The organism is Klebsiella sp. 141162 (assembly GCF_050600755.1).
Taxonomy (GTDB): domain Bacteria; phylum Pseudomonadota; class Gammaproteobacteria; order Enterobacterales; family Enterobacteriaceae; genus Klebsiella; species Klebsiella aerogenes.
The window spans coordinates 714,892-740,595 of the sequence record NZ_JAQIRI010000002.1 but is presented as its reverse complement, the minus strand read 5'-3'; the positions used below and the strand labels follow the sequence as shown (position 1 = coordinate 740,595).

At 56.0% G+C, this 25,704-nt stretch carries 28 protein-coding genes and 1 other RNA gene; 16 read left to right on the top strand and 13 right to left on the bottom strand.

Annotation, left to right across the window (positions count from 1 at the left end; translation table 11 throughout):
* Positions 1 to 331: 331 nt before the first annotated feature.
* On the bottom strand, positions 332 to 1,042 hold the full coding sequence (gene queC / locus PGR23_RS11095) for a 7-cyano-7-deazaguanine synthase QueC (RefSeq protein WP_020079468.1): 711 nt from the start codon (positions 1,040 to 1,042) through the stop codon (positions 332 to 334).
* Positions 1,043 to 1,108: 66 nt separating this feature from the next.
* Positions 1,109 to 2,809 carry an SgrR family transcriptional regulator gene (locus PGR23_RS11090; RefSeq protein ID WP_045393586.1) on the bottom strand — a complete coding sequence of 567 codons (1,701 nt, stop codon included), beginning with the start codon at positions 2,807 to 2,809 and terminating at the stop codon, positions 1,109 to 1,111.
* Positions 2,810 to 2,916: 107 nt separating this feature from the next.
* Here PGR23_RS11090 and cof point away from each other — a divergent pair, with 107 nt between their 5' ends.
* Positions 2,917 to 3,735, top strand: coding sequence for an HMP-PP phosphatase (cof, locus tag PGR23_RS11085; protein WP_047047021.1), 819 nt, complete (start codon positions 2,917 to 2,919; stop codon positions 3,733 to 3,735).
* A gap of 44 nt (positions 3,736 to 3,779) precedes the next feature.
* Here the strand turns inward: cof and PGR23_RS11080 are convergent, their stop codons facing one another.
* Complete coding sequence (locus PGR23_RS11080; protein WP_047047024.1) at positions 3,780 to 4,832, bottom strand: PLP-dependent cysteine synthase family protein; 1,053 nt, start codon at positions 4,830 to 4,832, stop codon at positions 3,780 to 3,782.
* 115 nt (positions 4,833 to 4,947) lie between these two features.
* Between PGR23_RS11080 and PGR23_RS11075 the strand changes: the two genes are divergently transcribed.
* The 5 genes from PGR23_RS11075 to amtB all read left to right on the top strand — a co-directional run bounded on the left by PGR23_RS11075 (position 4,948) and on the right by amtB (position 10,892).
* A complete protein-coding gene (locus PGR23_RS11075; RefSeq protein ID WP_015367940.1) occupies positions 4,948 to 5,406 on the top strand; it encodes an Lrp/AsnC family transcriptional regulator in 459 nt (152 codons plus the stop codon).
* Positions 5,407 to 5,449: 43 nt separating this feature from the next.
* Positions 5,450 to 7,219: a SmdA family multidrug ABC transporter permease/ATP-binding protein gene (locus tag PGR23_RS11070; protein ID WP_289577443.1), complete on the top strand. Its 1,770-nt coding sequence runs from the start codon at positions 5,450 to 5,452 to the stop codon at positions 7,217 to 7,219.
* A complete protein-coding gene (locus tag PGR23_RS11065) occupies positions 7,212 to 8,990 on the top strand; it encodes a SmdB family multidrug efflux ABC transporter permease/ATP-binding protein (RefSeq protein WP_045393576.1) in 1,779 nt (592 codons plus the stop codon). The genes PGR23_RS11070 and PGR23_RS11065 overlap by 8 nt, the downstream gene beginning before the upstream one ends.
* 241 nt (positions 8,991 to 9,231) lie before the next feature.
* Positions 9,232 to 9,570, top strand: coding sequence for a P-II family nitrogen regulator (gene glnK / locus PGR23_RS11060; protein ID WP_015367937.1), 339 nt, complete (start codon positions 9,232 to 9,234; stop codon positions 9,568 to 9,570).
* Positions 9,571 to 9,602: 32 nt separating this feature from the next.
* A complete protein-coding gene (gene amtB / locus PGR23_RS11055; RefSeq protein WP_045393574.1) occupies positions 9,603 to 10,892 on the top strand; it encodes an ammonium transporter AmtB in 1,290 nt (429 codons plus the stop codon).
* Positions 10,893 to 10,957: 65 nt separating this feature from the next.
* On the opposite strand, the gene PGR23_RS11050 is transcribed toward amtB, so the two are convergent.
* Entirely contained in the window at positions 10,958 to 12,445 is a 1,488-nt protein-coding gene (locus PGR23_RS11050) for a UbiD family decarboxylase (RefSeq protein WP_047047029.1), read from the bottom strand.
* 119 nt (positions 12,446 to 12,564) lie between these two features.
* Between PGR23_RS11050 and PGR23_RS11045 the strand changes: the two genes are divergently transcribed.
* On the top strand, positions 12,565 to 13,455 hold the full coding sequence (locus PGR23_RS11045; protein WP_047078645.1) for a LysR substrate-binding domain-containing protein: 891 nt from the start codon (positions 12,565 to 12,567) through the stop codon (positions 13,453 to 13,455).
* 33 nt (positions 13,456 to 13,488) lie between these two features.
* On the opposite strand, the gene tesB is transcribed toward PGR23_RS11045, so the two are convergent.
* Positions 13,489 to 14,352, bottom strand: a complete 864-nt coding sequence (tesB, locus tag PGR23_RS11040; protein ID WP_047047036.1) for an acyl-CoA thioesterase II — start codon at positions 14,350 to 14,352, stop codon at positions 13,489 to 13,491.
* 220 nt (positions 14,353 to 14,572) lie between these two features.
* Here tesB and PGR23_RS11035 point away from each other — a divergent pair, with 220 nt between their 5' ends.
* Complete coding sequence (locus tag PGR23_RS11035; protein WP_047047039.1) at positions 14,573 to 15,085, top strand: YbaY family lipoprotein; 513 nt, start codon at positions 14,573 to 14,575, stop codon at positions 15,083 to 15,085.
* A gap of 38 nt (positions 15,086 to 15,123) precedes the next feature.
* On the opposite strand, the gene PGR23_RS11030 is transcribed toward PGR23_RS11035, so the two are convergent.
* Together PGR23_RS11030 and PGR23_RS11025 are read right to left on the bottom strand one after the other, a co-directional pair.
* Positions 15,124 to 15,438, bottom strand: a complete 315-nt coding sequence (locus PGR23_RS11030) for an MGMT family protein (RefSeq protein WP_015367931.1) — start codon at positions 15,436 to 15,438, stop codon at positions 15,124 to 15,126.
* A gap of 60 nt (positions 15,439 to 15,498) precedes the next feature.
* The gene (locus PGR23_RS11025; protein ID WP_320482310.1) at positions 15,499 to 15,897 is read right to left on the bottom strand and encodes a dTDP-glucose pyrophosphorylase; all 399 of its coding nucleotides are present in this window, start codon (positions 15,895 to 15,897) and stop codon (positions 15,499 to 15,501) included.
* Positions 15,898 to 16,151: 254 nt separating this feature from the next.
* On the opposite strand from PGR23_RS11025, the gene ffs reads away from it, so the two are divergent.
* From ffs to PGR23_RS11010, 3 genes are all read left to right on the top strand, one after another.
* An RNA gene (ffs, locus tag PGR23_RS11020) (signal recognition particle sRNA small type) lies at positions 16,152 to 16,248 on the top strand.
* A gap of 313 nt (positions 16,249 to 16,561) precedes the next feature.
* Positions 16,562 to 16,819 (top strand): hypothetical protein, encoded by a 258-nt coding sequence (locus PGR23_RS11015; RefSeq protein WP_015367929.1) that lies wholly within the window; start codon positions 16,562 to 16,564, stop codon positions 16,817 to 16,819.
* Complete coding sequence (locus PGR23_RS11010) at positions 16,816 to 17,031, top strand: hypothetical protein (RefSeq protein ID WP_015367928.1); 216 nt, start codon at positions 16,816 to 16,818, stop codon at positions 17,029 to 17,031. The genes PGR23_RS11015 and PGR23_RS11010 overlap by 4 nt, the downstream gene beginning before the upstream one ends.
* Before the next feature lie 132 nt (positions 17,032 to 17,163).
* Here the strand turns inward: PGR23_RS11010 and PGR23_RS11005 are convergent, their stop codons facing one another.
* Entirely contained in the window at positions 17,164 to 18,591 is a 1,428-nt protein-coding gene (locus PGR23_RS11005) for a PLP-dependent aminotransferase family protein (RefSeq protein WP_047078644.1), read from the bottom strand.
* A gap of 87 nt (positions 18,592 to 18,678) precedes the next feature.
* On the opposite strand from PGR23_RS11005, the gene PGR23_RS11000 reads away from it, so the two are divergent.
* Together PGR23_RS11000 and PGR23_RS10995 are read left to right on the top strand one after the other, a co-directional pair.
* Positions 18,679 to 19,293, top strand: a complete 615-nt coding sequence (locus PGR23_RS11000; RefSeq protein ID WP_045393554.1) for a YczE/YyaS/YitT family protein — start codon at positions 18,679 to 18,681, stop codon at positions 19,291 to 19,293.
* Between the two features lie 88 nt (positions 19,294 to 19,381).
* A complete protein-coding gene (locus PGR23_RS10995; protein WP_015367925.1) occupies positions 19,382 to 19,735 on the top strand; it encodes a DUF1428 domain-containing protein in 354 nt (117 codons plus the stop codon).
* Positions 19,736 to 19,776: 41 nt separating this feature from the next.
* On the opposite strand, the gene PGR23_RS10990 is transcribed toward PGR23_RS10995, so the two are convergent.
* Positions 19,777 to 21,336: an EAL domain-containing protein gene (locus tag PGR23_RS10990; RefSeq protein WP_380378031.1), complete on the bottom strand. Its 1,560-nt coding sequence runs from the start codon at positions 21,334 to 21,336 to the stop codon at positions 19,777 to 19,779.
* A 220-nt stretch (positions 21,337 to 21,556) separates the two neighbouring features.
* Between PGR23_RS10990 and PGR23_RS10985 the strand changes: the two genes are divergently transcribed.
* Both PGR23_RS10985 and ykgO read left to right on the top strand, forming a co-directional pair.
* A complete protein-coding gene (locus PGR23_RS10985; RefSeq protein ID WP_015367923.1) occupies positions 21,557 to 21,817 on the top strand; it encodes a type B 50S ribosomal protein L31 in 261 nt (86 codons plus the stop codon).
* A 2-nt stretch (positions 21,818 to 21,819) separates the two neighbouring features.
* Positions 21,820 to 21,960 (top strand): type B 50S ribosomal protein L36, encoded by a 141-nt coding sequence (gene ykgO / locus PGR23_RS10980; RefSeq protein WP_003859006.1) that lies wholly within the window; start codon positions 21,820 to 21,822, stop codon positions 21,958 to 21,960.
* Here the strand turns inward: ykgO and PGR23_RS10975 are convergent.
* A complete protein-coding gene (locus PGR23_RS10975; RefSeq protein ID WP_396279870.1) occupies positions 21,957 to 22,667 on the bottom strand; it encodes a GNAT family N-acetyltransferase in 711 nt (236 codons plus the stop codon). The two genes, ykgO and PGR23_RS10975, sit on opposite strands and share 4 nt — an antisense overlap.
* A gap of 102 nt (positions 22,668 to 22,769) precedes the next feature.
* Between PGR23_RS10975 and PGR23_RS10970 the strand changes: the two genes are divergently transcribed.
* Positions 22,770 to 24,224 carry a PLP-dependent aminotransferase family protein gene (locus PGR23_RS10970; RefSeq protein WP_320482344.1) on the top strand — a complete coding sequence of 485 codons (1,455 nt, stop codon included), beginning with the start codon at positions 22,770 to 22,772 and terminating at the stop codon, positions 24,222 to 24,224.
* Here PGR23_RS10970 and PGR23_RS10965 read toward each other — a convergent pair.
* The 3 genes from PGR23_RS10965 to PGR23_RS10955 all read right to left on the bottom strand — a co-directional run bounded on the left by PGR23_RS10965 (position 24,199) and on the right by PGR23_RS10955 (position 25,702).
* Entirely contained in the window at positions 24,199 to 24,663 is a 465-nt protein-coding gene (locus PGR23_RS10965; protein ID WP_047047056.1) for a YlaC family protein, read from the bottom strand. The genes PGR23_RS10970 and PGR23_RS10965 overlap by 26 nt on opposite strands.
* 128 nt (positions 24,664 to 24,791) lie before the next feature.
* Positions 24,792 to 25,352 carry a maltose O-acetyltransferase gene (gene maa / locus PGR23_RS10960; RefSeq protein ID WP_396279869.1) on the bottom strand — a complete coding sequence of 187 codons (561 nt, stop codon included), beginning with the start codon at positions 25,350 to 25,352 and terminating at the stop codon, positions 24,792 to 24,794.
* Between the two features lie 131 nt (positions 25,353 to 25,483).
* On the bottom strand, positions 25,484 to 25,702 hold the full coding sequence (locus PGR23_RS10955; protein ID WP_015367918.1) for an HHA domain-containing protein: 219 nt from the start codon (positions 25,700 to 25,702) through the stop codon (positions 25,484 to 25,486).
* Positions 25,703 to 25,704 lie beyond the last annotated feature (2 nt).

Sequence of the window (25,704 nt, the reverse complement as noted above, 5' to 3'; positions counted from 1 at the left end):
CCTGACGCGCCTTTTCCGGGCTACCGGCTGGTGGGACGCGGTGAACCCGTAGCCCCGGTAAGCGAAGCGCCACCGGGGAGGTTGAACTCAGGCTTCGTGCCAATCGATTCCCGGAGGCGGCGCCTGACGCGCCTTTTCCGGGCTACCGGCTGGTGGGACGCGGTGAACCCGTAGCCCCGGTAAGCGAAGCGCCACCGGGGAGGTTGAACTCAGGCTTCGTGCCAATCGATTCCCGGAGGCGGCGCCTGACGCGCCTTTTCCGGGCTACCGGCTGGTGGGATGTTGTGAATTCGTAGCCCCGGTAAGCGAAGCGCCACCGGGGAGGTTGAACTTAAGCTTCGTGCCCCTGGCCCAGACCGGTTTTTTGCTTCATGACCGCCATCACGCCGGCCTTATCGCCCAGATATTGATTCAGGCCGTTGGCGCGCAGGTTGCAGGCCGCACACTGGCCGCAGCCGTCGCCCTTGATGCCGTTATAGCAGGTGAGCGTTTCGCGGCGAACCAGATCCAACTGGCCCCAATAATCGGCCAGCGCCCAGGTTTCGGCTTTGTTGAGCCACATCAGCGGCGTTTCAAAACGTATATCTTTTGCCATGCCAAGGCTAACCGCGTGGTGCAGCGCTTTAACAAATTCGTCGCGGCAGTCCGGGTAACCGGAGAAGTCGGTCTCGCAAACGCCGGTAATAATTGCTTCAGCCTTAACCTGATAGGCGTAGATCGCCGTCAGGGTTAAAAACAGAATATTGCGACCTGGAACGAAGGTATTCGGAATACCATCGGCATCCGGCTCGTAATCCGGTACCGGAATGCTATCGCGCGTCAGGCTGCTCACCGCCAGTTCGTTAAGCAGCGTAACGTCCAGCACTTTATGCGCCACCGCGCCCAGTTTTAGCGCCAGCTCGCGAGCCACGTCAATCTCGGCGCGGTGGCGTTGGCCATAATCAAAAGTGACGCAATGCACTTCGTCATACTGTTCCAGTGCCTGCACCAGGCAGGTTGTTGAGTCTTGTCCTCCGCTGAAGACCACTACGGCGCGTTTCATAGCAATTCCTGACTAAATAAGTGAGAGCGATATGGTACCGTCAGACGCTCGCGGCGACCAGCTCTCTCACGCCGATGATGCCGGTAGCCAGGCGCTGGCGAAGTCGAACCAGCCTCGGGCATTGAGGCGCAGGCCGTTAACACCCGGCGGTGCGCTGATGCGGTAATTGTATTTGAATAACGGCGTCATGATGGCGTCATCCATCAGCGTATTGAAGACGTTGCGCAGGGCATCGTTGCGGCTACGCGCTTCGGGCTGCGCCTGCACGGCATCTAATGTTGCCTGCAGGTGCGCATATTGCGCCCCGGTCAGCAAATTAGGCCATAGCGTGTCGCAGCGTAGCCACTGTTCAAGGGTATATTCCGGCGCTTCGCCAATCAGGCGATCGCCCATCATCATATCGGCCTGTGCCAGATATCGGCAGCCGTCCCAATTTTTGGCGTCGTGAAAAATGAGCGTCAGTTCGCAGCCGAGAGAGGCGAGGCGCCGTTTCAGCTGCTCAGCCATAGTGTGTAATTCGACCGGCAAATGATAGAGCAGGGTAAGCTGGCGAGGCAGCGGCACCTCATGGTTTTCCGGGCCCTGAGGAATGGACCAGCCGGGCAGTACCTCATGGCTCGGCGTGATCAGATCTTCGTCCAGCGGTAGCGTTTCCAGCAACGACGAGCGGTGGATAATCGAAATCAGCCGCTGGGCCTGCGCTTTACTGAGACGTGGACTCTGACGCAGGGTCAAATAGCAGAAACCGAGGCTGATGCTATTGCTCACCTGGCGCAGATTATTGAGCTCCTCAGGATCGCCGATGGTGATCTGTACCGGATGGCGACAGCTGGTGCCGAGATCGCTTTCGAATAGCTGCGGCGTGATCCAGTATTCTACCGCCTGGATCAGCGGATGCTGTAAATGGTAGCGGGGATGGTTTTCCAGACGAACCAGATCCGGGCCAAAAAGTTTCAATCGGAACGGGCCGCTGCCGATTGCCGGATCGTCAGGATGCGCCAGCACGCTGCAATAGCTGGCTAAACGGAACGGTAGCCAGTAGTCCGGGCGATGCAGCGTAATCGTCAAACACTGGGCGTGGGTGACATCGATGCGGCTAATGCTGGCAAAAAGGGTGCGGAGAGCCGGCAGTTCCAGTAGCAACAGTAGTCTTTGCCGCAGCTGTGAGGTTTCCACGGTATCGCCGTTATGCCAGCACAGGGTCGAGCGGATATAAAAGTGCCACCGTAATCCATCGGGTGATACCTGCCAGTGGTGCGCCAGATCGCCCACCGGCGTATTATCGCTATCGTCGAAACGCGTCAGGCCGGAATAGATCTGCCCGGCCAAATGTTGTTCCGCACGACCGGGAAGAAAACCGGGGCGCAGCGGTTCCAGCGGCCGATAATAAGGGATACGCAGCGTCGGGGTATTGTTTTGCCACTGGCCGCCGAGGAAGGGGTGCAGCAACGCTTTCAGCTCAACCGGCGCCAACTGCGCCAGCTCCAGCGCGTTTTGCTGCTGACCCTTATTCAGCGCCTGTTCCATCATCTCGTTACGCAGGCTTTCCGGAGTTTTGTGAAAACAAAGCATTCCGCGCTTGCCGCGCCCGGAGCTGGCCTGCCAGCTTAACCAACCGGCCTCCTGGGCCTGGCGTAACAGCGTACGGATATGGCGCTCGCTACAAAAACAGCGCTCCGCCAGTTCGCCGACGGTCACCTGCTGCGGCGCGCCGGACGACGGCTGCCATAGCCGCTGGTACTGATTTAAACGGTTTAATAATCTCATTTGCGGAAAACCCGGAACAATAAAAAATATCTATTCACTATTACTTCCGTATATCTCAGGCGATACTGCAACACAAGCGAAACCCATCACACATCGGGGAAAATACCATGGCAAAACTGGCGGCATTTGATATGGACGGCACCCTGCTGATGCCGGACCATCGTCTCGGAGAACTGACCCTCACGGCGCTGAGACGGTTGCGTGAACGCGATATCGCCCTGACTTTCGCCACCGGTCGCCATGCTCTGGAAATGCGCCATCTGATCGGCGAGTTTTCCCTTGATGCTTTTCTGATTACCGGCAACGGTACGCGCATCCATTCACTGGAAGGCGACGAGCTGTACCGTCAGGATTTGAACCCTGAAGTGGCGGAAGAGGTGCTGCATAGCGTGTGGGATACTCAGGCCAGCATGCACGTTTTTAACGACGGCGGCTGGTTTACCGGCCAGGCAAGGCCGGAACTGCTCCGAGCTCACGCCTTCAGCGGCTTTCATTATCAACTGCGCGATCCGAAACGGATGCCGGCGCACCACGTCACCAAGATCTGTTTCTGCGGCGATCATGACGATCTGCGCCGTCTGCGGATCCAGCTAAATGAAGCGTTAGGCGCTCGCGCGTTTATTTGCTTTTCGGCGATGGATTGTCTGGAGGTACTGCCGGTCGGCTGTAATAAAGGCACGGCGCTGGCGGTGCTGAGCCAGCACTTAGGTTTCTCGTTGCAGGACTGCATGGCATTTGGCGATGCAATGAACGATCGCGAGATGCTTGGTAGCGTAGGGCGAGGATTCATTATGGGTAACGCGATGCCGCAGCTCAAAGCTGAACTGCCGCATCTACCGATCATCGGCGACTGCCGTCATCAGGCGGTTTCCCACTTTTTAACACATTGGCTGGATAATCCTGATCTTCCTTATTCCCCCGAATAGAGAGACCCTACCAGCAAGCCGGATAGCGTTCTATCCGGCTTTTTTTATTGCGCGCCGCTCAGTTGCATAATCTGCGTCTGCCACGGGGTAATATCGCCGATATTCGCCGCGACCCACTGCGGGTTATAATAGCTTTCGAGGTAACGTTCGCCGCTGTCGCACAACAGGGTGACGATAGAGCCCGTACGTCCTTCATCGCGCATCCGTGCGGCCAGCTGCAGTACGCCCCACATATTGGTGCCGGTGGAGGCGCCGACTTTTCTTCCAAGCTGGGTTTCCAGCCACAGGGCAGTGGCGACGCTGGCGGCATCCGGCACGCGCAACATTTCATCGACGACGTCGGGAATAAACGAGGGTTCGACGCGCGGGCGGCCAATACCTTCAATTTTGCTACCGACCGGGCTACGCAGGCTGGCGTCGCGGCTCTGCCAGTAATCGAGGAACACCGAATTCTGCGGGTCGACCACCATCAGTTGCGTCTCGTAGCCCTGACAGCGAATATAGCGGCCAATGGTCGCAGAAGTCCCGCCGGTACCGGCGCTCATGACGATCCACGACGGCTGCGGGTGCGGCTCGTGGGTCATCTGGCGGAAAATGCTGTCGGCAATATTGTTATTGCCGCGCCAGTCGGTGGCGCGCTCGGCGAAAGTGAACTGATCCATATAGTGGCCATTCAACTCGCGCGCTAGCATTTCAGAAGCGGCGTAAATTTCGCAGGCGTTGTCGACGAAATGACAGCGTCCGCCATAAAATTCAATCTGTTCGATTTTACGTTTCGCGGTGCAGGAGGGCATCACGGCAATAAACGGCAGGCCCAGCAGGCGAGCGAAATAGGCTTCTGAGACCGCCGTCGAACCCGAAGACGATTCGATAATCGTGGTGCCTTCTTTGATCCATCCGTTGCACAGTCCGTAGAGAAACAGCGAACGCGCCAGACGATGCTTGAGGCTACCGGTTGGATGCGTACTTTCATCTTTCAGATAAATAGGGATATCCGGAAAACCAGGCAACGTCAGGCGGATCAGGTGTGTATCGGCGGAACGCTGGTAGTCGGCGTTAATTTCACTAATGGCATGTTTTACCCAGGCGCTGTTCATCTCGGATTCCTGTTTGTCATTTTGTGCCCAGCTTAGCGGATTGTGCGGGAAAAATTGTTGCTATTTGGCCTTTCAATTACAATTACGGGAGTAAATTATTCTCTCTGGTGGCCTTATGTTAGATAAAATTGACCGTAAGCTGCTGTCGTTGCTGCAAACTGACTGCACCCTCTCTTTGCAGGCGCTGGCGGATGCCGTTAATCTGACCACCACGCCCTGCTGGAAACGGCTCAAGCGCCTTGAGGACGAAGGTATCCTGCGCGAGCGCGTGGCCATTCTGGATGCGGAAAAGCTGGGGCTCGGTCTAACCGCCTTCGTTTTGATAAAAACCCAGCATCACAGCAGTGACTGGTACTGCCGCTTTGTTAGCGAAGTGTCGCAAATGGCGGAAGTACTGGGTTTCTGGCGTATGGCTGGCGAGTACGATTACCTGCTACGGGTGCAGGTCGCGGATATGAAGCGCTATGACGACTTTTATAAACGTCTGGTGAACAGCGTGCCGGGGCTGTCGGATGTCACTTCGAGTTTTGCCATGGAACAGATAAAATACACCACGGCCTTACCTATTGATTAACGGCTTTTTGCCGCCACGAATTATACATTCAGGATTTTACCGTTTGCGATTATTTGCTCAACTTAGCTGGTACTTTCGCCGGGAGTGGCGCCGCTATCTCGGCGCCGTCGCTCTGCTTGCCGTTATTGCCGTACTCCAGCTAATCCCGCCGAAAGTAGTGGGGATTGTGGTCGACGGCGTGACTAAAGAACATTACACCGCAGAGCAGGTGTGGATGTGGATCGGCGCGCTGGTCGTTATCGCGGTGATGATTTATCTGCTGCGCTATGTCTGGCGCGTGCTGCTATTCGGCGCCTCTTATCAACTGGCCGTTGAACTGCGTGAAGACTTCTATCGTCAGCTCAGCCGCCAGCATCCGGCCTTCTATCTGCGTCACCGTACCGGCGATCTTATTGCCCGCGCGACCAACGATGTTGACCGCGTCGTCTTCGCAGCCGGCGAGGGGGTCCTGACGCTGGTGGACTCACTGGTGATGGGTTGCGCGGTGCTGATTGTGATGTCGACGCAAATCAGCTGGCAGCTAACGCTACTGGCGCTGGTGCCGATGCCGTTTATGGCGCTGGCTATCAAGCGTAATGGCGATGCCCTGCATGAGCGCTTTCGTGTGGCACAGGCGGCTTTTTCCAGCCTTAACGATCGCACGCAGGAAAGCCTGACCAGCATACGTATGATTAAAGCGTTCGGCCTTGAGGATCGTCAGTCGGCGCAGTTTGCCGCCGATGCGGCGGATACCGGGGCGAAGAACATGCGGGTCGCGCGTATTGATGCCCGCTTCGACCCGACAATTTATATTGCCATTGGCGCGGCCAACCTGCTGGCAATCGGCGGCGGCAGTTGGCTGGTGTTGCAGGGCGAGCTGACCCTTGGCCAGTTAACCAGTTTTGTCATGTACCTTGGCCTGATGATTTGGCCAATGCTGGCGCTGGCGTGGATGTTTAATATCGTTGAGCGCGGTAGCGCCGCCTACGGACGTATTCGTTCGATGCTGGAAGAAGCGCCGGTGGTCAACGATGGCACCGAAACGGTGCCGGAGGGGCGCGGTTCGCTTAACGTGGCGGTACGTGAATTTATCTATCCGCAGGCGGCGAAACCGTCGCTGGAGAAGGTTAACTTCACTCTGCGGCCGGGGCAGATGCTCGGTATCTGCGGTCCGACGGGAGCCGGGAAAAGCACCATTCTTTCCCTTATCCAGCGCCATTTTGATGTCACCGAGGGGGATATCCGTTTCCATGATATTCCGCTGACCCGCCTGCAGCTTGATAGCTGGCGAGGGCGACTGGCGGTGGTCAATCAAACCCCATTCCTGTTCTCCGATACCGTAGCGAATAACATTGCGTTGGGTAAACCGGACGCGAGCCGGGAGCAAATCGAGCGCGTCGCGCGGCTGGCCAGCGTGCATGATGATATTCTGCGCCTGCCGCAGGGCTATGAAACGGAAGTCGGCGAGCGCGGGGTAATGCTCTCTGGCGGTCAGAAACAACGTATTTCCATTGCCCGCGCGCTGCTGCTGGAGGCGGAAATCCTGATCCTCGATGACGCGCTGTCGGCGGTTGATGGACGGACGGAGCATGATATTTTGCATAACCTGCGCCAGTGGGGGGAGGGGCGGACGGTGATCATCAGCGCCCATCGCCTCTCAGCATTAACCGAAGCCAGTGAAATTTTGGTTTTGCAACACGGCCATATCGCGCAGCGCGGCCGCCACGAGCAGCTTGTCGTCCAGACGGGATGGTATCGCGATATGTATCGCTATCAGCAACTGGAAGCGGCGCTTGACGATGCGCCGCAGGATGAGGAGGCGGTTGATGCGTAATTTCGCTCATCTCTGGCCGACCCTTAAACGTCTGCTGGCCTACGGTTCGCCGTGGCGTAAGCCGCTTATCATTGCGGTCATCATGATGTGGATAGCGGCGGCTGCGGAAGTCAGCGGCCCGCTGCTGATAAGCTATTTCATTGATAACATGGTGGCGAAACAATCGCTGCCGGTGAAGCTGGTCAGCGGCCTGGCGGCGGCCTATATCTGCCTGCAGATCCTTGCCGCTACGCTGCACTATAACCAGGCGCTGCTGTTTAACCGGGCGGCGGTCGGCGTGGTGCAGCAGTTGCGCAGCGATGTGATGGACGCCGCGCTGCGCCAACCGCTCAGCGAGTTTGATACACAACCGGTCGGTCAACTGATTTCGCGCGTTACCAACGACACCGAAGTGATTCGCGACCTGTACGTGACGGTTGTGGCGACAGTGCTGCGCAGCGCGGCGTTGATTGGCGCGATGCTGGTGGCGATGTTTAGTCTCGACTGGCGAATGGCGCTGGTGGCGGTGGCTATCTTCCCGGCGGTGCTGATCGTCATGGCTATCTATCAGCGCTACAGCACGCCGATCGTGCGTCGCATGCGCGCCTGGCTTGCCGATATCAATGATGGCTTCAACGAAGTCATCAACGGGATGGGCGTTATTCAGCAGTTCCGCCAGCAGGCGCGATTCGGCGAGCGGATGCGTGAAGCCAGCTACGGTCACTATCTGGCGCGCATGCAGACGCTGCGTCTGGATGGTTTTCTGCTGCGCCCGCTGTTAAGCCTGTTTTCATCGCTGATCCTCTGCGGCCTGCTGATGCTGTTTGGTTTTAGCGCTTCCGGAAGTATCGAAGTCGGCGTGTTATACGCCTTCATTAGCTACCTCGGACGCCTGAACGAACCGCTGATCGAACTTACCACCCAGCAGTCGATGCTGCAGCAGGCGGTAGTGGCGGGCGAGCGCGTGTTTGAACTGATGGACCGTCCGCGCCAGAGCTGGGGTAGCGATAGCGCGCCGTTACGCAGCGGCGCGGTGGCGATTGATAACGTCTCTTTCGCCTATCGCGACGACCGGCTGGTGCTGCAGGATATCAATCTGGATATTCCTTCGCGCGGTTTTGTGGCGCTGGTTGGCCATACCGGTAGCGGCAAGAGCACGCTGGCCAGCCTGATGATGGGCTACTACCCGTTGACTAAAGGCGAAATTCGCCTCGATGGCCGCCCGCTGTCGTCGTTAAGCCACAGCGCTTTACGTCGGGGCGTCGCGATGGTGCAACAGGATCCGGTGGTATTAGCCGATACCTTCTATGCCAACGTGACGCTGGGGCGTGATATCAGCGAGCAGCAGGTCTGGGAAGCGCTGGAGGCGGTGCAGCTCGCTGACCTTGCCCGTGAAATGAGCGACGGGATTTATACCCAACTGGGCGAGCAGGGCAACAACCTGTCGGTGGGCCAGAAACAGCTGCTGGCGCTGGCTCGCGTGCTGGTCGAAACGCCACAGGTGCTGATCCTCGATGAAGCGACAGCGAATATCGACTCCGGTACCGAGCAGGCTATCCAGCAGGCGCTGGCGAAAGTGCGCGAGCACACCACGCTGGTCGTCATCGCCCACCGTCTGTCGACTATCGTCGAGGCTGATACGATCCTGGTGTTGCACCGTGGCCAGGCCGTCGAGCGCGGAAACCATCAGCAATTGCTGGCGGCGAAGGGCCGCTACTGGCAGATGTACCAGCTACAGCTGGCTGGCGAAGAGTTAGCCGCCAGCGTTGAGGAGGAGTCGCTGAGCGCCTGATGCACCATCAGCAGGCATTGGTGCAGGGGTGACATGAAGTGGTGCAACTTGCTCACTAAGGGCGCACCGTATTGGTGCATTTTTGCGCATTAGCGGTCATTTGCCGTCTCGACAGTAACATCCTCGCGTTTTTTTCTCCGTAAACGGGCCGATTCACGGCCCGTTTTCATTTTTGGCATATCCCTTGCTTTATCTCCTGTGTTAGCAGCGGCCACTATCAAATACTGACTGGAGGGGATTTATGAAGCTGGTTACCGTGGTAATCAAACCATTCAAACTGGAAGACGTTCGCGAAGCGTTGTCCTCCATCGGCATTCAGGGCCTGACGGTCACGGAAGTGAAAGGCTTCGGCCGCCAGAAAGGCCATGCCGAGCTCTATCGCGGCGCCGAATACAGCGTCAATTTCCTGCCAAAAGTAAAAATTGATATTGCGATTGCCGACGATCAGCTGGACGAGGTTGTCGAGGTGATAGGCAAGGCCGCCTGGACCGGAAAAATTGGCGACGGCAAAATTTTTGTCGCCGAACTGCAGCGCGTGATTCGTATTCGTACCGGCGAATCCGACGAAGCGGCACTGTAATTGCCTGACCACACAGCGATGGGGATGAAGAGATGATGAGAACGACGATGAAAACGGCTCTGGGAGCGCTGGCGCTGCTTCCGGGACTGGCGCTGGCGGCCGAACCGGCGGTGGCGGATAAAGCCGACAACGCTTTTATGATGATTTGCACCGCGCTGGTGCTGTTTATGACAATCCCCGGCATTGCGTTGTTCTACGGCGGCCTGATTCGCGGTAAAAACGTGCTCTCAATGCTGACTCAGGTCATTGTGACTTTTGGCCTGGTTTGCGTGCTGTGGGTTATCTATGGCTATACGCTTGCCTTCGGAAGCGGCGGTAGCTTCTTTGGCAGCTTCGACTGGGTCATGCTGAAAAATATTGAACTGAAAGCGTTAATGGGGTCGTTCTATCAGTATATCCATGTCGCTTTCCAGGGCTCTTTCGCCTGTATCACCGTGGGCCTGATCGTCGGCGCGCTGGCGGAACGTATTCGTTTCTCCGCGGTACTGATTTTTGTGGTGGTTTGGCTCACGCTCTCCTACGTGCCGATTGCGCATATGGTGTGGGGCGGCGGCCTGCTGGCGACCCATGGCGCGCTGGACTTCGCCGGCGGTACCGTCGTGCACATCAACGCCGCGGTGGCGGGGCTGGTGGGCGCGTATATGATGGGCAAACGCGTGGGCTTTGGCAAAGAAGCGTTTAAACCGCATAACCTGCCGATGGTCTTTACCGGTACGGCGATTCTGTATGTTGGCTGGTTCGGCTTTAACGCCGGTTCCGCAAGCGCGGCCAACGAAATTGCCGCGCTGGCCTTCGTGAATACCGTCGTGGCGACCGCTGGCGCGATTCTGGCCTGGACCTTCGGCGAATGGGCCACTCGCGGTAAACCGTCGCTGCTGGGTGCCTGCTCCGGCGCGATTGCCGGCCTGGTCGGCATTACTCCGGCGTGCGGCTACGTTGGCGTTGGCGGCTCGCTGATTATTGGTATCATCGCCGGCCTGGCCGGGCTGTGGGGCGTCACGGTGCTGAAACGCTGGCTGCGCGTCGATGACCCATGCGATGTGTTTGGCGTTCACGGCGTGTGCGGCATCATCGGTTGTATCCTGACCGGCATCTTCGCCTCTACCACCCTTGGCGGGGTCGGCTATGCGGAAGGCGTAACGATGGGGCATCAGTTACTGGTACAGCTGGAAAGTATCGGCATTACCGTGGTGTGGTCCGCCGTCGTCGCGTATATCGGCTTCAAAGTGGCGGCGATGACCGTCGGCCTGCGCGTGCCGGAAGAGCAGGAGCGCGAAGGGCTGGACGTCAACAGCCACGGCGAAAACGCCTACAACGCCTGATAAAGCGAGCAATCTCCATAAGCGTCAAAGCCTCCCGTCCGGGAGGCTTTTTCTTTGCGTGGAATTTATTTCTTACTGAAGCCAGGGATAAAGCGATCAACATCCACTTCCATAAATTGGCTGCGCTGGAAGTGGGCTTTCATATTCCACGGAACGGTGCAGTCGAAAATGGTTTTGCAGGCAATGCCGCTATCGCGAATCGATGGGCTGAAGGCCGGGTCGGATGATGGATCCAACGGATGGCAACGTACGCCGGGAATAAACACGGTGCTGACATCGCCCTGATAGCGGGTGGTCATCGCCCACATCACGTCGTTGATGTCGAATACATCGACGTCCTCATCGACCAGCATCACGTGCTTCAGCTCGGAGAAGGCGGAAAAGGCCAGTAGCGCGGCCTGGCGCTGACGGCCCTCATCGCTTGGCGTGCGTTTCTTCACCTGCAGCACGGCGAGATATTTACCCGTCCCCGGAGAGGGGCAGTGGACGTTTTGTACGAAGCCTGGAAGCGCGCGCTCTACCATTTGCAGAATGCTGGCTTCGGTCGGGATCCCGGCCAGATTGGTATGCTCATCGCTCGGCCCGATACAGGTTTGCAGAATCGGGTGGCGGCGGTGGGTAATCGCTTTAACTTTTATCACCGGCACTTCCGCCTGAGCGCTACCGGTGTAGCCGGGGAACTCCGGCATGGCTTTGCCGCTGTTGGTATTCTGGTCTTCGCGTACCCGCACGCCAGGCAGCAGTTCACCTTCAATAACGATTTCGGCATTGGCGATGGCGCGGGCGTTGACGCTCACGCATTCGCTGAGCTCGACCGCCTGATTACGCAGAGCGCCGGCGATAGAGAGTTCGTCAAACCCGAGAGGAGTGGTCGGTGGTTCAAAGCAGGCGCCAATTTCAATCGCCGGATCCACGCCGATGCTAATCGAGATGGGCAACGCTTTCCCGGCAGCCTCGGCTTTTTGCCTGAAGGTGTCGAGATGACGACCCGGTACGAAATACATTGAGATTTCGTCTTTGCTCTGTACGCACAGGCGGTGGATGGTGACGTCATGGTCGCCGGTTTCCGGATCCGCGGCATAGCACATACCGAGAGTAAAGTAAGGACCGGCGTCTTCCGGGGTGTTAGTCGGCGCGGGTAATATTTTGAGAATATCGAAATCAGGATCGCTTGCCAGATGCATCACTTCCTGGCAGGCCGCTCGTTCACGCGGGATAGTGATTGGCGCGATAGGATTCGCTACGGAGTCTTTGAGCATAAACGCCAGATTTTCCGGCGTGGTGCCAAACAGGCGCGCAACGCGCTGTCGCGAACACAGCAGGCCAATGAGCACCCTGACATCATCATAGCCTTTGACCTTGTTAAAGATCATCGCCGGGCCTACGCGGGTCGGGCGCTGAACGGTGCCGTGGGCGCCGACGTAGCGATATACGCCGGAGAGTTCGGCAATGGGGTCGACGGGTTCGTCGGTGTAGATCAGTTCATTATCGTACTGGCTTAATAGTGCCAAAGCAGAACGCAGATCGGTTACTTTTACATGTTGTTCAGACATCGTGCTTCCTTCAGTTTTCTGGCAATGGCTATTAATTCTCACCAGATACCGATAAGAGTCCAATCACATTTCCCCTTATTTTAATAAGATATTATTATCAGTGTTTTCGGGAGGGCGTGATGGATTATCGACAACTACAGGCATTTACGGTTCTGGCGGAAGAGTTGCACTTTGGCCGGGCGGCGCAGCGTCTGCATATCACGCAACCAGCGCTGACCCAGCAGATTAAAAGTTTCGAAAGCGCGCTGGAGCTACCGCTGTTCACTCGCGATCGACGCAACGTCGCCCTGACCGCCGAAGGGCAATTTTTGCTGGCCGAGGCGCGGATGATTCTCGGCCACTGCGATAAATTTCGCGAGAATGCGCGCAGTTTGCGACAGGGGCGTAAAGGGCAGTTGAAAATTGGCTACGTTGGCTCGGCTATTTTTGACCCGGCGCTGAGCGTGTTAATACGAAATTATCGTCAACGCCAACCCGAAGCCGATTTGTTAATTGAAGAGCATAACGTTAACGACCTGATAACCGGTTTATTAAGCGAAACGGTCGACCTGGCGTTTATCCGCTCGCCAGGCGCGCAATATGATGAACTGGAGTCGCTGGATATTGCGACCCGGCCGCTGGTGGCGGTGGTGCCTCGCCATCATGCGCTCGCCAGCAGGCGCGCAATTCCACTCGCGGCGCTGGCGGAAGAGACGTTTTTCATTCAGCAGGATCCCAGCGGCGTCGGATTGGGGTGGTCAGCCATCAGCGCCTGTCGGCAGGCGGGTTTTACACCCCGTAAGATTCAGTACACGCGTGATGTCTCCACGGCGATTGGCCAGGTATCGATGGGGATGGGGGTGACGTTGGTGCCCGAGACGCAAAGCGCCATGCTGGTGTCGGAAGTCAGTTATTGCCTGTTAGAAGAGACCTTTGCCGTAACGACGCTCACGTTATGCTGGCGGCGGCAGAGTCGCAACGGACTGCTGGGGGATTTTATTGCCGATGCGCGCGAATTGCTTGACCGTTAAAGGTAAGCGGGCCCGTTGTGGGCCCGTCGCGAATTAGTTATTGCGGTTACGCATGACGCCTTCCTGCACCGTCGAGGCGACCAGAATACCGTCCTGGGTATAGAATTCGCCGCGAACAAAGCCGCGGGCGCTGGAGGCAGAGGTGCTTTCGACGCTGTACAGCAGCCATTCGTTGATGTTGAACGGGCGGTGGAACCACATTGAGTGGTCAATGGTGGCGACCTGCATACCTGGTTCAAGGAAGCCGACGCCGTGCGGCTGCAGCGCAACCGGCAGGAAATTAAAATCAGATGCATAGCCCAGCAGCGACTGGTGGATACGAATATCATCCGGCACTACGCCGTTGGCGCGGATCCACACCTGGCGGGTGGGTTCGGCAACGTGGCCTTTCAGCGGGTTATGGAACTCTACCGGGCGAATTTCCAGCGGTTTGTCGCTGAGAAACTTCTCTTTCGCCTGCGGCGGCAACAAATGCGCCAGCTTACGGGCGATATCGGTTTCAGAGGGCAGACCTTCCGGCGAAGGCGCTGCGGGCATTGCTTTTTGATGTTCGTAGCCCGGTTCCGGCGCCTGGAACGAGGCGGTCATGTAAAAGATGGGTTTACCGTGCTGGATAGCCGCCACCCGGCGAGCGCTGAAGCTGTTGCCGTCTCGTAGTACTTCAACATCATAAACGATAGGTTTCTGGCTATCGCCAGGACGCAGGAAGTAACTATGAAAGGAGTGAATCAGGCGGCCCTCAGGCACGGTTTCTTTGGCGGCATACAGCGCCTGACCGACCACCTGACCGCCGAAGACCTGACGTAAGCCGAGATCTTCGCTCTGCCCGCGAAACAGCCCTTCTTCAATTTTTTCCAGATTTAATAATGCCAGCAGATTGGTTAGAGCCTGACTCATAGATACCCTCAATTAATGATAGCGGCGCTGATGCAGCGCATATTGAGGGCAAGTATAACCTGGAATCTCAAGTGGTCCGATGGGTGTAATAATCTGAATAAATGCCCCTTTCCGGGAATTATTCTGAGATCTGTGCCACACTTATTCACGATACTAATGTCTTAGCCATCGTGATGGCAGGACGTACTCCTGTGACTAAAGGGATGAAAAGGAGAACATAATGAAATTTGCCTATATGTTAAGTGCTATCGCCGTTGCTGCGGCCTTATCCGCCTGTGCGAATAATTCGAACAGCAACGCCGCTCATCAGACGACGGCACCCGATCCTTACGGCATTGCCTCACTGAGCTCCTCGCAGCAACAGCCTAATGTTTCCGGGACTATCAATATTCGCCAACGCGTAGCGTTACCGCCGGATGCGGTACTGACCGTGACGTTGTCTGATGCGTCGCTTGCCGATGCGCCAGCCCGCGTATTGTCGCAAAAAGCGGTCCGCACAGAAGGTAAGCAGGCGCCGTTCAACTTTGTTCTGCCGTATAACCAGGCGGATATCAAACCGAACGCGCGGATCCTGCTGAGTTCGGCGATCACCGTAAATGGCCAGCTGATGTTTATTACCGATACCGTACAGACCGTGATTACCCAGGGCGGTAACCGCGCCGATCTGGTGCTGGTACCGGTGCAGCATGCGCCAGTGCCGGTGGCTAATGATATGGCGCCGATGGCGCAATAAACGTCTTCATGCCCCTGTTCAGGGGCATTTTTTTGCCCTTAATAAACCCAGCGATAGTGTTGCAGGTCGATATGCCCGCTGCCGGAGACCTGGACGCCTTCCGCCAGCAGCGCCTGACGTTGGCGCTGCAGGTCGGGGCCGGTCAGCGAAATATCGCCGTGGCGATTCACCACCCGGTGCCATGGCAGGGTTGAGCCTTCCGGTAGGCGCTTTAACACGCCGCCCACCTGTCGCGCCGCGCGCGGCGAACCCGCCAGCAGAGCGACATCGCCGTAGGTGGTGACATACCCTTCCGGAATTGAGGCGACTATCTGCCAGACCCGCTGGGGAAAGCTGTCGTGGGCGTCCTCCATCATCACTCCTTCACGCGAGAAAAGCTCAGAATAAGCGCTTGACCGCGTGCTGTACAGCCGTCATGGGACGGTGAATTCCAGCGCCAGCCCGAGGATCTGCATACCGTGAATATTGTCATGCGGGCTGGTGGCGATCAGGCTTTCGAGGAATTTTAGCCGCTGCGATTGCGCATTGATAATGAGCTTGCCGCGCAGCGTCGGGTATTTGAGCGATGAGATGGGATAAACCACCCGGCCTTTGACCTCAACGGGCAGCTTACGCAACTCGACGTGTTGCAACACGCCCACCGTGGAAAAGAGCAGGGCAACGGGGGTCACCGACAGCAGCGGCGCGCTACTGATGCTGACGAAATCCAGCAGCAGCTCGGGGCGTAGAAAATTCATGCCGTGAAAGGGGACGGTTACGCCATCAATGGCGGGCATGGGCAAGGTGGTGGTGGGGCGTGGCGATTGAGTCATGCGATTACCGTAGCGACAACACGTTGAAAAGACACAGGACGAACAAGTATGGCGGGTTGCGGTAAACTGTGCCGCGATGGGGCTCGCAATCTCTCTCATTGCTGGGGCGTTAGGCCGGGTAAAGGCACTATTTGCCGGGAAATCCGACGTTTTGCATAATAAACCAGCAGCTGGACGCGAGTGGCTTGCAATTCAGGAGTGCTATAGGGATAATGCGCCAGCGCGTTGGTTATCAACGCTCTCAATGGGGGCTCTGTTGGTTCTCCCGCAACGCTACTCTGTTTACCAGGTCAGGTCCGGAAGGAAGCAGCCAGAGCAGACGACGTGTGTGCCGGGATGTAGCTGGCAGGGCCCCCACCCAATTCCGGGTACCCTGATTTAATCTCCCTTCATTTGCTGTGCTTTTATTCTCTGCTACTATTATAAGCAATCTCACTTCATTTATTGTTTTACGTTACTAAAACGACGCTTTTTCATTCCTTAATTTTGCATTGTCATAAATGTGAAATAATAATGACATACTAATGTCATCTTCATGTCATATATAATGGGCAAATTATTTCCTGGAATTACCAGATATTATTAAGGATAAATAATATCTCTGGATCAAGATGTTAACTTCGTGTATTAATTATGATGATTTTATTGCACGGGAAGCGTGATCATGACCACAGTAGTTCTGAATGTGAAAATTGACGCAGAGTTAAAAGATAAACTGCGTCATTATGCGGAAGTCAATAACGAGAATTTAGGCACGGCAACGGAGAAGCTGCTGCAATTGGCGCTGGCGGCCATTGATTCAGCAGACGAGGCGGGGGTTTCGCATGAGGATATTGATAACCAGCATACCGAAGAGGAAGCGTCGCCGTTAACCCCTAAAGAAATCAAAGCATTACGCAAACTTCTGAAGAAGAAAAGATGAAACAACAATTCTCTACAGCCAGCAGTTACAGTGAAGCCTGTGACCTGCTGCGTTCCGGGTACGTTAAGCACGTGCGCCTGAACTGGAATATCGGTAGTGATGAGTTTTTTCGCATTGCTTCCGACTGGTGTGAAACTGGCGCAAAAATAAAAAAAGATGACGATGGCTTTATTATTTCGCTAAAAGGTTTTCCAATTCCGCGCCAGCATTAATGAAATGATTACGCGGTTGTCATTTTAATGACATGCGGCTTAGGCAAGATGGCACTGCAATTTTATAAAACATCTCATATTCATCATGGATGGTGGTTTTTGACGGGCTGATTCCAGCCCGTCGATATTTTATTATATTATTTTACGCATTCGCGTCATTTCTTTCTGTTGCGTAAGGGACTGCCACAGCGGTTGTAAAATGCTGAAGGCGTTGCGCAATTCCGTATCCGGCAGGGTGAAAGGCAAACGTAAATAACGATCGAAGGCCCCCTCCAGGCCGAAACGCGTACCGGTACCGATATGAATACCGGCATTCTCCGCACGTACTGAGAACTGCGTCGCTAACATTTCCGGCAGCTCGACCCAAAATGACAGCCCGCCCTCGGGGACGCAAAAGCGCCAGTGGGGAAAATATTCCGCCATTAATGCGGCGCACATATCGCGACGCGCGGCCAGCATCGTACGCCGTTGCGGCAATAACGCCTTTTCGTTCTCCAGTAGCCAACGGCAAGCCAGCTGCTCCAGCAGCGGCGAGCCGAGATCGAGCGTATCCCGCGCCTGGATGAGCGAGGCGATAGTCGACGCGGGCGCGCGGATCCAGCCAACTCGCAGTCCACCCCAGAACGTTTTCCCCGCGGAACCAATAGTGATGATCGGCGCTTCAGGATTGAAAGCCGCCAGCGGCGGCGGCGGCGGGGCGTTGTACCATAAATCCACCATCGTCTCGTCGGCAACCAGCGTCGTTCGCGTGCTGGCGGCCAGATCGGCGACGCGCTGCCGGGTCTCGCTATCCATGCAGCGGCCGGTGGGATTATGAAAATCCGGCATCATAAAGGCCAGCCGCGGCGAGGTTTGCGCAATGGTTGCCGCCAGTCCGTCGCAGTCCCAGCCCTTTTCCGGTAACGCCACGCCTACTGGCCGGCAGGAGGCGCCGCGAATGGCGTTAATTGCCATCGGATAGGAGGGAGCATCAACCACCACCCGGTCGCCTGGCCCGGTTAACAAACGCAGTACCAGGGCAAATCCGCTCAGCGCGCCATTTACGATCATGATTTCATCTGCCTGCGTCGGCAGTCCGCGTTCGCTATAGCGGCGGGCAATCACCGTGCGTAAATCGACTAACCCCTGCTGATCATACCCGGTATAGGACAAATACTGCGGCATCAGCGTCAGCGCGTGGCTGTAGGCTTGATGAATTTCCGGTCCGGCGCTGAGGGCGGCGGTGGCGAGATTGACCGAAGGCGCCGAAAGCGTCTGTTCACCGGGCAGCAGAGGGCCAGCAGGTAGCGCAATGCGTGAACCACTCCCCTGGCGACTTTGCAGATAGCCTTCTTCTCGCAATAACCCCAGCGCGCTGGCGATAGTGGTGCGGCTAACATTTAGCGCCGTCGCCAGTTCTCGTTCGCCGGGCAAACGGGTCTCCAGCGCCAGCCGTCCATCAAGGATCAACAAACGCAGCGCTTCCGCCAGCTGCCGCCACAGCGGCGCGCGCGAGGAAGGGGCCTGCCAGTTGCCGAGCAGGCGTACCAGCGATTGTGTTCCAAAACGACGTACTGACATAGCGATCCACTTTTCAAAAACTGGCCATTAATTACCAATCCATTTTTGCTGATGATGGGGGAGTTCGCAATACATACTGAGGTGTTTATGGTCCGTCGTTTGCTACAACTTTATATTGGTCTGGTTCTCTATGGCGTGTCGACGGCGTTATTCGTCCATGCCAACCTCGGGGCCGATCCGTGGGATGTGTTTCATCTGGGGGTGGCGAAACAGCTTAATATCAGTTTCGGCACGGTGATTATTGTGACCGGCGCCGCGGTGCTGCTGCTGTGGATCCCGCTGCGCCAGATGCCGGGTCTCGGCACCATTAGCAATGTCATCGTGCTGGGCCTTGCGGCCGATGCCACGCTCGCGGTACTTCCGCCGCTGGAATCGCTGCCCGCGCGTAGCCTGCTGCTAGCCGGCGCGGTGGTGATGAATGCGATAGCGACCGGGATGTATATCGGCGCCGGTTTTGGCCCCGGACCGCGCGATGGCCTGATGACCGGATTGCACGCGCGGACCGGCTGGTCGCTGCGTGGTATCCGTACCGCCATCGAAGTCTCGGTGCTGCTAATTGGCTGGCTGCTGGGCGGTAAAGTCGGGGTTGGCACCGTGGTTTACGCCTTTGCTATCGGCCCGCTGATCCAGCTATTTTTGCCCTGGTTCCGTCAACCGCGGCCAGTCAGTGCGGCGGCTAAAAGCCGTGAACTGGCGTCCTGAAATCGCCGTTCGCAATAGCAGCGACTAAACTTATCACTCAGACGCCGACGGATATGCCGCCGGCGCTGTTCACTTCGGAGACTCACTCATGAAGTATGTTGATGGTTTTGTCGTTGCCGTCCCTGCGGAAAATAAGGAGGCATACCGCGAACTGGCAGCAAAATCGGCGCCGTTGTTTAAAGAGTTTGGCGCCACGCGCGTGGTGGAGTGTTGGTCGGATGATGTCCCGGAAGGGAAGCTGACGGATTTCCGCATGTCGGTTAAAGCGCAGGCGGATGAGGAAGTGGTATTCAGTTGGATCGAGTACCCGTCTAAAGAGATCAGGGACGCGGCCAATGCGAAAATGATGAGCGACCCGCGGATCAAAGCGCTTAGCGATAGCTTGCCCTTTGACGGCAAGCGCATGATCTTCGGCGGTTTTGCGCCGATTCTTGACGAGTAAATCCGGCGGCGCGACTGGTTGCCAGCGCGCCGCACATGATATTAATGCGTTTTAATATTATGTTCCGCCCACTGAATAAATTCCTCTTTCGGCAGCGCCTTACAGTACAGCCAGCCTTGTGCGTAATTGACGCCATGCGCGCGCAGCCAGTCGCGCTGAGCGGGGGTTTCCACCCCTTCGGCGACGATCGCCAGATTCAGCGCCTTCGCCATGTCAATGATATGTGGCGTGAGAGGTTTATATTCCAGCGTATCGACAAATGACTTATCGATCTTCAGCGTATCCACATCCAGCGTCTGCAGGTAGCTGAGGCTGGAATAACCGGTGCCGAAATCATCAATCGAGATCCGGTGTCCCGCTTGGCGATAGCCAATAATCACCGGCAGGGTGGTTTGCGGATCGACAAAGCCGCGTTCGGTAAGCTCAAGGGGGATCTGTTCCGCGTTGATTCCCCAGCGCGCCAGCTGCTCCTTGAGTAGTTTGGGTAGCGTGGGTGAGCGCAGGTCATCTACCGACAGATTAATAGAAATGTGCATCTGCGGATGATGGCGCAGCCAGGGACCGAGATCGGAAAAGATTTTACGCACGATATCCTCGGTCAACCGGGTGATAAGCCCGGTTTGCTCGGCTAGCGGGATGAAAATATCCGGTGATAAAAAGGTCCCATCCGGCTGCTGCCAGCGGGCCAGCGCTTCGGCGCCGGCGATTTTACCATCCTCCAGCGAGACGATCGGCTGATAGTAAACCTGGATGGCATCGGATTGCAGCGCATCCAGCATGCCATAACGCGGCGAGCGTAATCTGCGCAGCAGGCGCAGAAGTAAAAAAGAGGTCAACAGGCTGGTAAAGAGCCCAATCGGCAGCCATAGCAGCAGCTGCTGGCGAAGGCGCGCATCCAGTGGCTGCGTGGACGACCAACTGGCGACGCCAAGACCCAGTTCAGGGATGATATGCACGCGATAGACGGTGTCATTCAGCGTCAGCGTCTCGCTATGGAGGTTTTTAATTCGCGTCCAAACCGCGGGATCGATCGGTTGGCTACTGATCACCACCTGATCGTGCTCGGTGCCGAATAATATCGTGTGGATCTTTTCCTGACCGGTGGCGATAACATCAATAAACGACACCGGGTCGATCATCACAATATGATTTTTATTGCCGAAAGCGGTCATGCGATGCTGCAGGCCGAGGTCATTGATCGAGGTAAGCCAGGTGCTGTAACCGTCGGCAGTCACGTGGTCGGGGGGCGGAAACGTGACTGAGACCTGGTGATCCTCAAGCGATGAGCACATCGGCACCGAATTACGCAGCCAGAGTACTTCCTGCACATAGCGATGGGTGTAGGCAATGCGGCGCATATTCAACAGATGTTCTGGCGAACAGGCGGTGGCGGTGTGCGCATCGGCTTCTTGTAATGCTTCTTTGGCCTGAGCAGCGACCTGTTCCACGCGCATCACAATGCGTTTTGAGTAGTGGTCGAGCTCGCTATAAAACTGCGCCTGCGCCTGACGCATTGCCAGCCAGATACTTAAGGCGATGGGCAGCACGATCGCGAGAATAAGTACCCCTGTAACCAGACTCATTAAATGGCGAGTCGTCATGGGTATGTCCTTATTTTAACGGGGAATTGCTCTGAGTATACGCGAAAGCGAAAAAAAGACCCGGATCGCGAATGCCGCGATTTGGGAGAAGGGGGGCAAATCATCGCCTCCTGAGACATCGCGTGGTTCTTGCTGAAACCGTTAATTTCCTGTGGTTGATCTTTGGCGTTCAACGGTGTACCTTAATTGTTATGTTATAACATATTAATTGAGGTTCGCTATGAAAGCTAATATTCATCCGCACTACCGTACCGTCGTTTTCCACGATACGAGCGTGAACGAGTACTTCAAAGTGGGATCCACTATTAAAACCGAGCGTGAGATTGAACTGGATGGCGTGACCTATCCGTATGTCACCTTAGATGTTTCGTCTAAATCCCATCCGTATTACACCGGTAAGCAGAAAACGCATGCCACCGAAGGTAGCGCCGCTCGTTTCCGTCAGCGCTTCGGTGGTTTTATTGATGCCAAAAGGAGCTAAATATGCAGGTACTGAACTCATTGCGTAGCGCTAAACAGCGCCACCCGGATTGCCAGATAGTGAAACGCAAAGGGCGGCTGTACGTTATCTGCAAAAGCAATCCGCGTTTTAAAGCGGTGCAGGGACGTAAAAAACGGCGTTAATTCGTAGGCTTGCGGAAGCTCTCCAGCGTGAGATATTGCTGGCCGTTGGCATCAAAATTACCGGCGGCCAGCCACTGGCGCATCGCGCTATCCACCTGCGGCCACTCGCTATCGATAATGGAAAACCAGTCGGTATCGCGATTGTGGCCTTTTATCACCATCGCTTGTCGAAAGCGCCCCTCGAACTGAAAGCCTAAGCGCAGCGCCGCGCGCCTCGATGGTTCATTCAGGCTATTGCATTTCCACTCATAGCGACGGTAGCCGAGCGACTCAAAGACATAACGCATCAGCAACCACTGTGCCTCGGTGGCCATCGCTTTGCGGCTCAGCAGCGGCGAAAAGTGAACATGGCCGACTTCAACGACGCCGTTTTTGGCGTCAATACGCATTAGCGCTAACGATCCGACCGGCTGCCCACTCTGTTCATCAATTACCGCGAAGTGAAGCGGGTCGTTAAGCTCGCTGATGCTGGCAATCCAGGCGCTGAACTCGGCAACGCTGTTTTCCGGTTCACGCAAAAGCCAGGTCCAGGCGCGGGTATCAGGCGCCTGTCTATAGGCGTTGAACAGCGCTTGCGCGTGTTTAACGGCAAGCGGTTCCAGGCGGCATGACTGTCCTTGTAAGGTCTGGCGCTGCGGCCATGGGCGTGGCTGCCAGTCAGGTAAAGCGTCGCCAACGAGTTGGTTAAATTGGTTGTATTGCGTCATCAGTCAAGTCCTGTTTGCGGGAAGAGTCCTGAGATTAAACGTCTGCTGGTTCCATAAAAAGTGCCATCCGGGTATCTTTTCATGGTGCCACGAGGAGCAATGATGAATATACCGGACGATGCTTTTTTTGCCTTGCTGACGCGCGGGATACAGCTGCGGGGAGACGCGACGCTACAGCGCGCGCTGTATCAGACGCTGCGCGAGGCCATTTTACAGGGCGAATTACTTAGCCATAGCCGGTTGCCGGGCGCCCGCGTTATTGCTCAACGTGCTGGCGTATCGCGCAATACCGTAAACAGCGCCCTGGAGCAGCTGGCGATAGAGGGATATCTGAACCGCAGTCGTCAGGGGACGTATGTCGCGGCGCTCAATATGCTGGCTGAAAGCGAGCCGACGCCGCCAACGTTTGTTTTACCTGAGCGCTTGCGCACGCTACCGCAGCCGGGTCGACGGGATTCTCCGGCACTGTTGTTGACTACCGGAATGCCCGCGGTGAACTACTTCCCGCTGGCTATCTGGCGTCGTTTGCTCGATCGGGTACTGCGCGAGAACAGCAGTACGATTCTTGGGTATGGGGAGGCGGCCGGTGAACCAGCGCTGCGCGAGGCGATTGCCCGTCATCTGACCTTATCCCGGGGCATACGCTGCACAGCGCGGCAAATTGTGATTACTGAAGGCGCGCTGGAGGGGGTTAATCTTTGCACGCATCTGCTGAGCGAGGCGGGGGATACCGCCTGGGTCGAAGAACCCGGTTATTTCGGCGCCAAAAGCGTGTTTATTAAAGCCGGATTGCAAATAAAAGGGATTGCGGTTGATAGCGATGGCATGCGGCCAGATATCGCGGACGAGCCGCCGCCACGGCTTATTTTTACCTCACCTTCGCACCAGTACCCGAGCGGGGCGGTGATGAGCGCCGGCCGCCGTCTGGCGTTGCTGGAGTATGCCCGCCAGCATAACGTATGGATTATTGAAGACGACTATGACAGCGAGTTTCGCTACAGCGGCGAACCCATTCAGGCGATGCTCGGCATGGTGACGCAGGCGCCGGTGGTTTATCTTGGCACCTTCAGTAAAACGCTTTTCCCGTCACTGAGAATAGGATTTGCGGTAATGCCTCCTGCGCTGGCCGAGGCGGCGCAGGAGGCGATCGGCGCGCTGTTGCGCGGCGGCCATCGACTGGAACAGCGCGCGCTGGCGCTGTTCATCGAAGAGGGGCATTATGCGCGCCATCTGGCTTCAATGCGCCGATTGTATCGTCGGCGTCAGCAGCTGTTACGCGAGGCGGTCGCAAGCGAATTCGAGCTGGCGAATGAGATTTGGGGCGGAGAGGGCGGGCTGCATTTAACCGTCGCCATTGATGGCATCGACGATGTGCAAATTGTCGAGCTGGCGCGACGGTATCAAATGGCGCCAGCGGCGCTAAGCCGCTTTTATCTTAACCCACAGACCGCGCGTAGCGGCCTGGTATTGGGTTACGGTAATACGTCCGCGGCGCATTTCGTCGCGTCGCTGCGGACGTTGAACCGGCTAATCAGGCAGCAACGCGGGTCAGGGTGAAGACATCGTAGAACGAGAGTTCCCCTTTGGTGGCGATCATTTTCTGCAACTGGGCTTTCTGTTCATGGCCGACCTGCGGCGATTGCAGAATGCCGTCAATTAGCTGCTCAGGCACGAAGCGGGTGTTATACCATTCACCGTTATAACAGACGCGAAAATCGAGCACGTCGATATCTTCATAACGGTAGCGCGGGTAGACATCGAAGAAGAAGAAGCCATTCAACAGGACAAACAGGACGACCAGTAGCCATACGGAATCAACCAGCGTCTCAGAGCGCAGCATGACGACGAGCGTGGCTAAAAAGGCGGCGTACATGGCGACAAATAGCCACGGGTGATTGCGAATAAAACTGATACTAAAACGCGGGCGATTATCGCGTTTTTCTTTTTCGTTCAGTTCCTCAATGGTGTTGGTTAGCAGGCGCTGTATTTCTGTCATTTTAGTCCCCGAATTCTTCGTAGAGCCCGGCATTTCAGGCTCTACGGCTCAGTTTGGCGGTTATTTTATGTTGCCGGAGACTGGGGTTAAAGTAACAGATCAGTTACAGAAAAGCATAACAGTTACTATTATTCGGTTAATAGCAGCTTGATGATTTGTGCAGGATTACCGCCGACTACCGCATTGGCCGGCACATCTTTTACCACCACGGCACCGGATGCGATGACCGCGTTGTCACCGATGGTGACGCCGGGGTTGATGACCGCCCGGCCGCCAATCCATACGTTATTGCCGATAACCACCGGTTTTCCATACTCGATACCGCTATTACGTTCCGTCGGATCGAGCGGATGGGTCGCAGTATAGATGTGAACGCCCGGCGCCAGCATACAGTTATCACCAATCCGAATCGGGCAAACATCAAGCATTACGCAGTCAAAGTTAGCGTAAAAATTGGCGCCGAGGCTGATGTTATAGCCATAATCGCAACGGAAAGTGGGCTCGATATACGCGTCGGTGGGCTTGCCAAATAGTTCGGTGAGCAGTGCCGCACGCGATTCGCGTTCATCCGGAGCAGAGTGGTTATAGCGGTGCAGTACCTGCCTTGCATACAGGCGGTCTGCTTTTAGCGTTGCGTCTCCAGCAAGGTAAGGTTCGCCGGCGATCATTTTCCTTTTTTCTTCGCTCATGGTCTTCTCCTGGTTAAAGAAGAAACAGTATAAAGCGAAACCGGTTTCATATGCAGCAATATGGGACTCAGGCGTTTAATATCCCGAGTGATCCCTGTTGACGCGCCGTGGTATTAATGACAGAAAATGAACTAGCGGATAAATTTCCATACTGAAGTTGGGATTTTGTCGTATAGCTTATTCATGGTCAATTCAGCAAGACGATGATCGGCTGCTGAGTAAAATACAGCCAATTCATTGTCGGAAAGTTCATATTTATTCTTTTCAATTACGCGCTCCAGCGTATCAATTGTCTGACAGCGGCGTAAACGCATCAAATAGTCTGTTTTAGTTAATGGTTTACCAGACATCA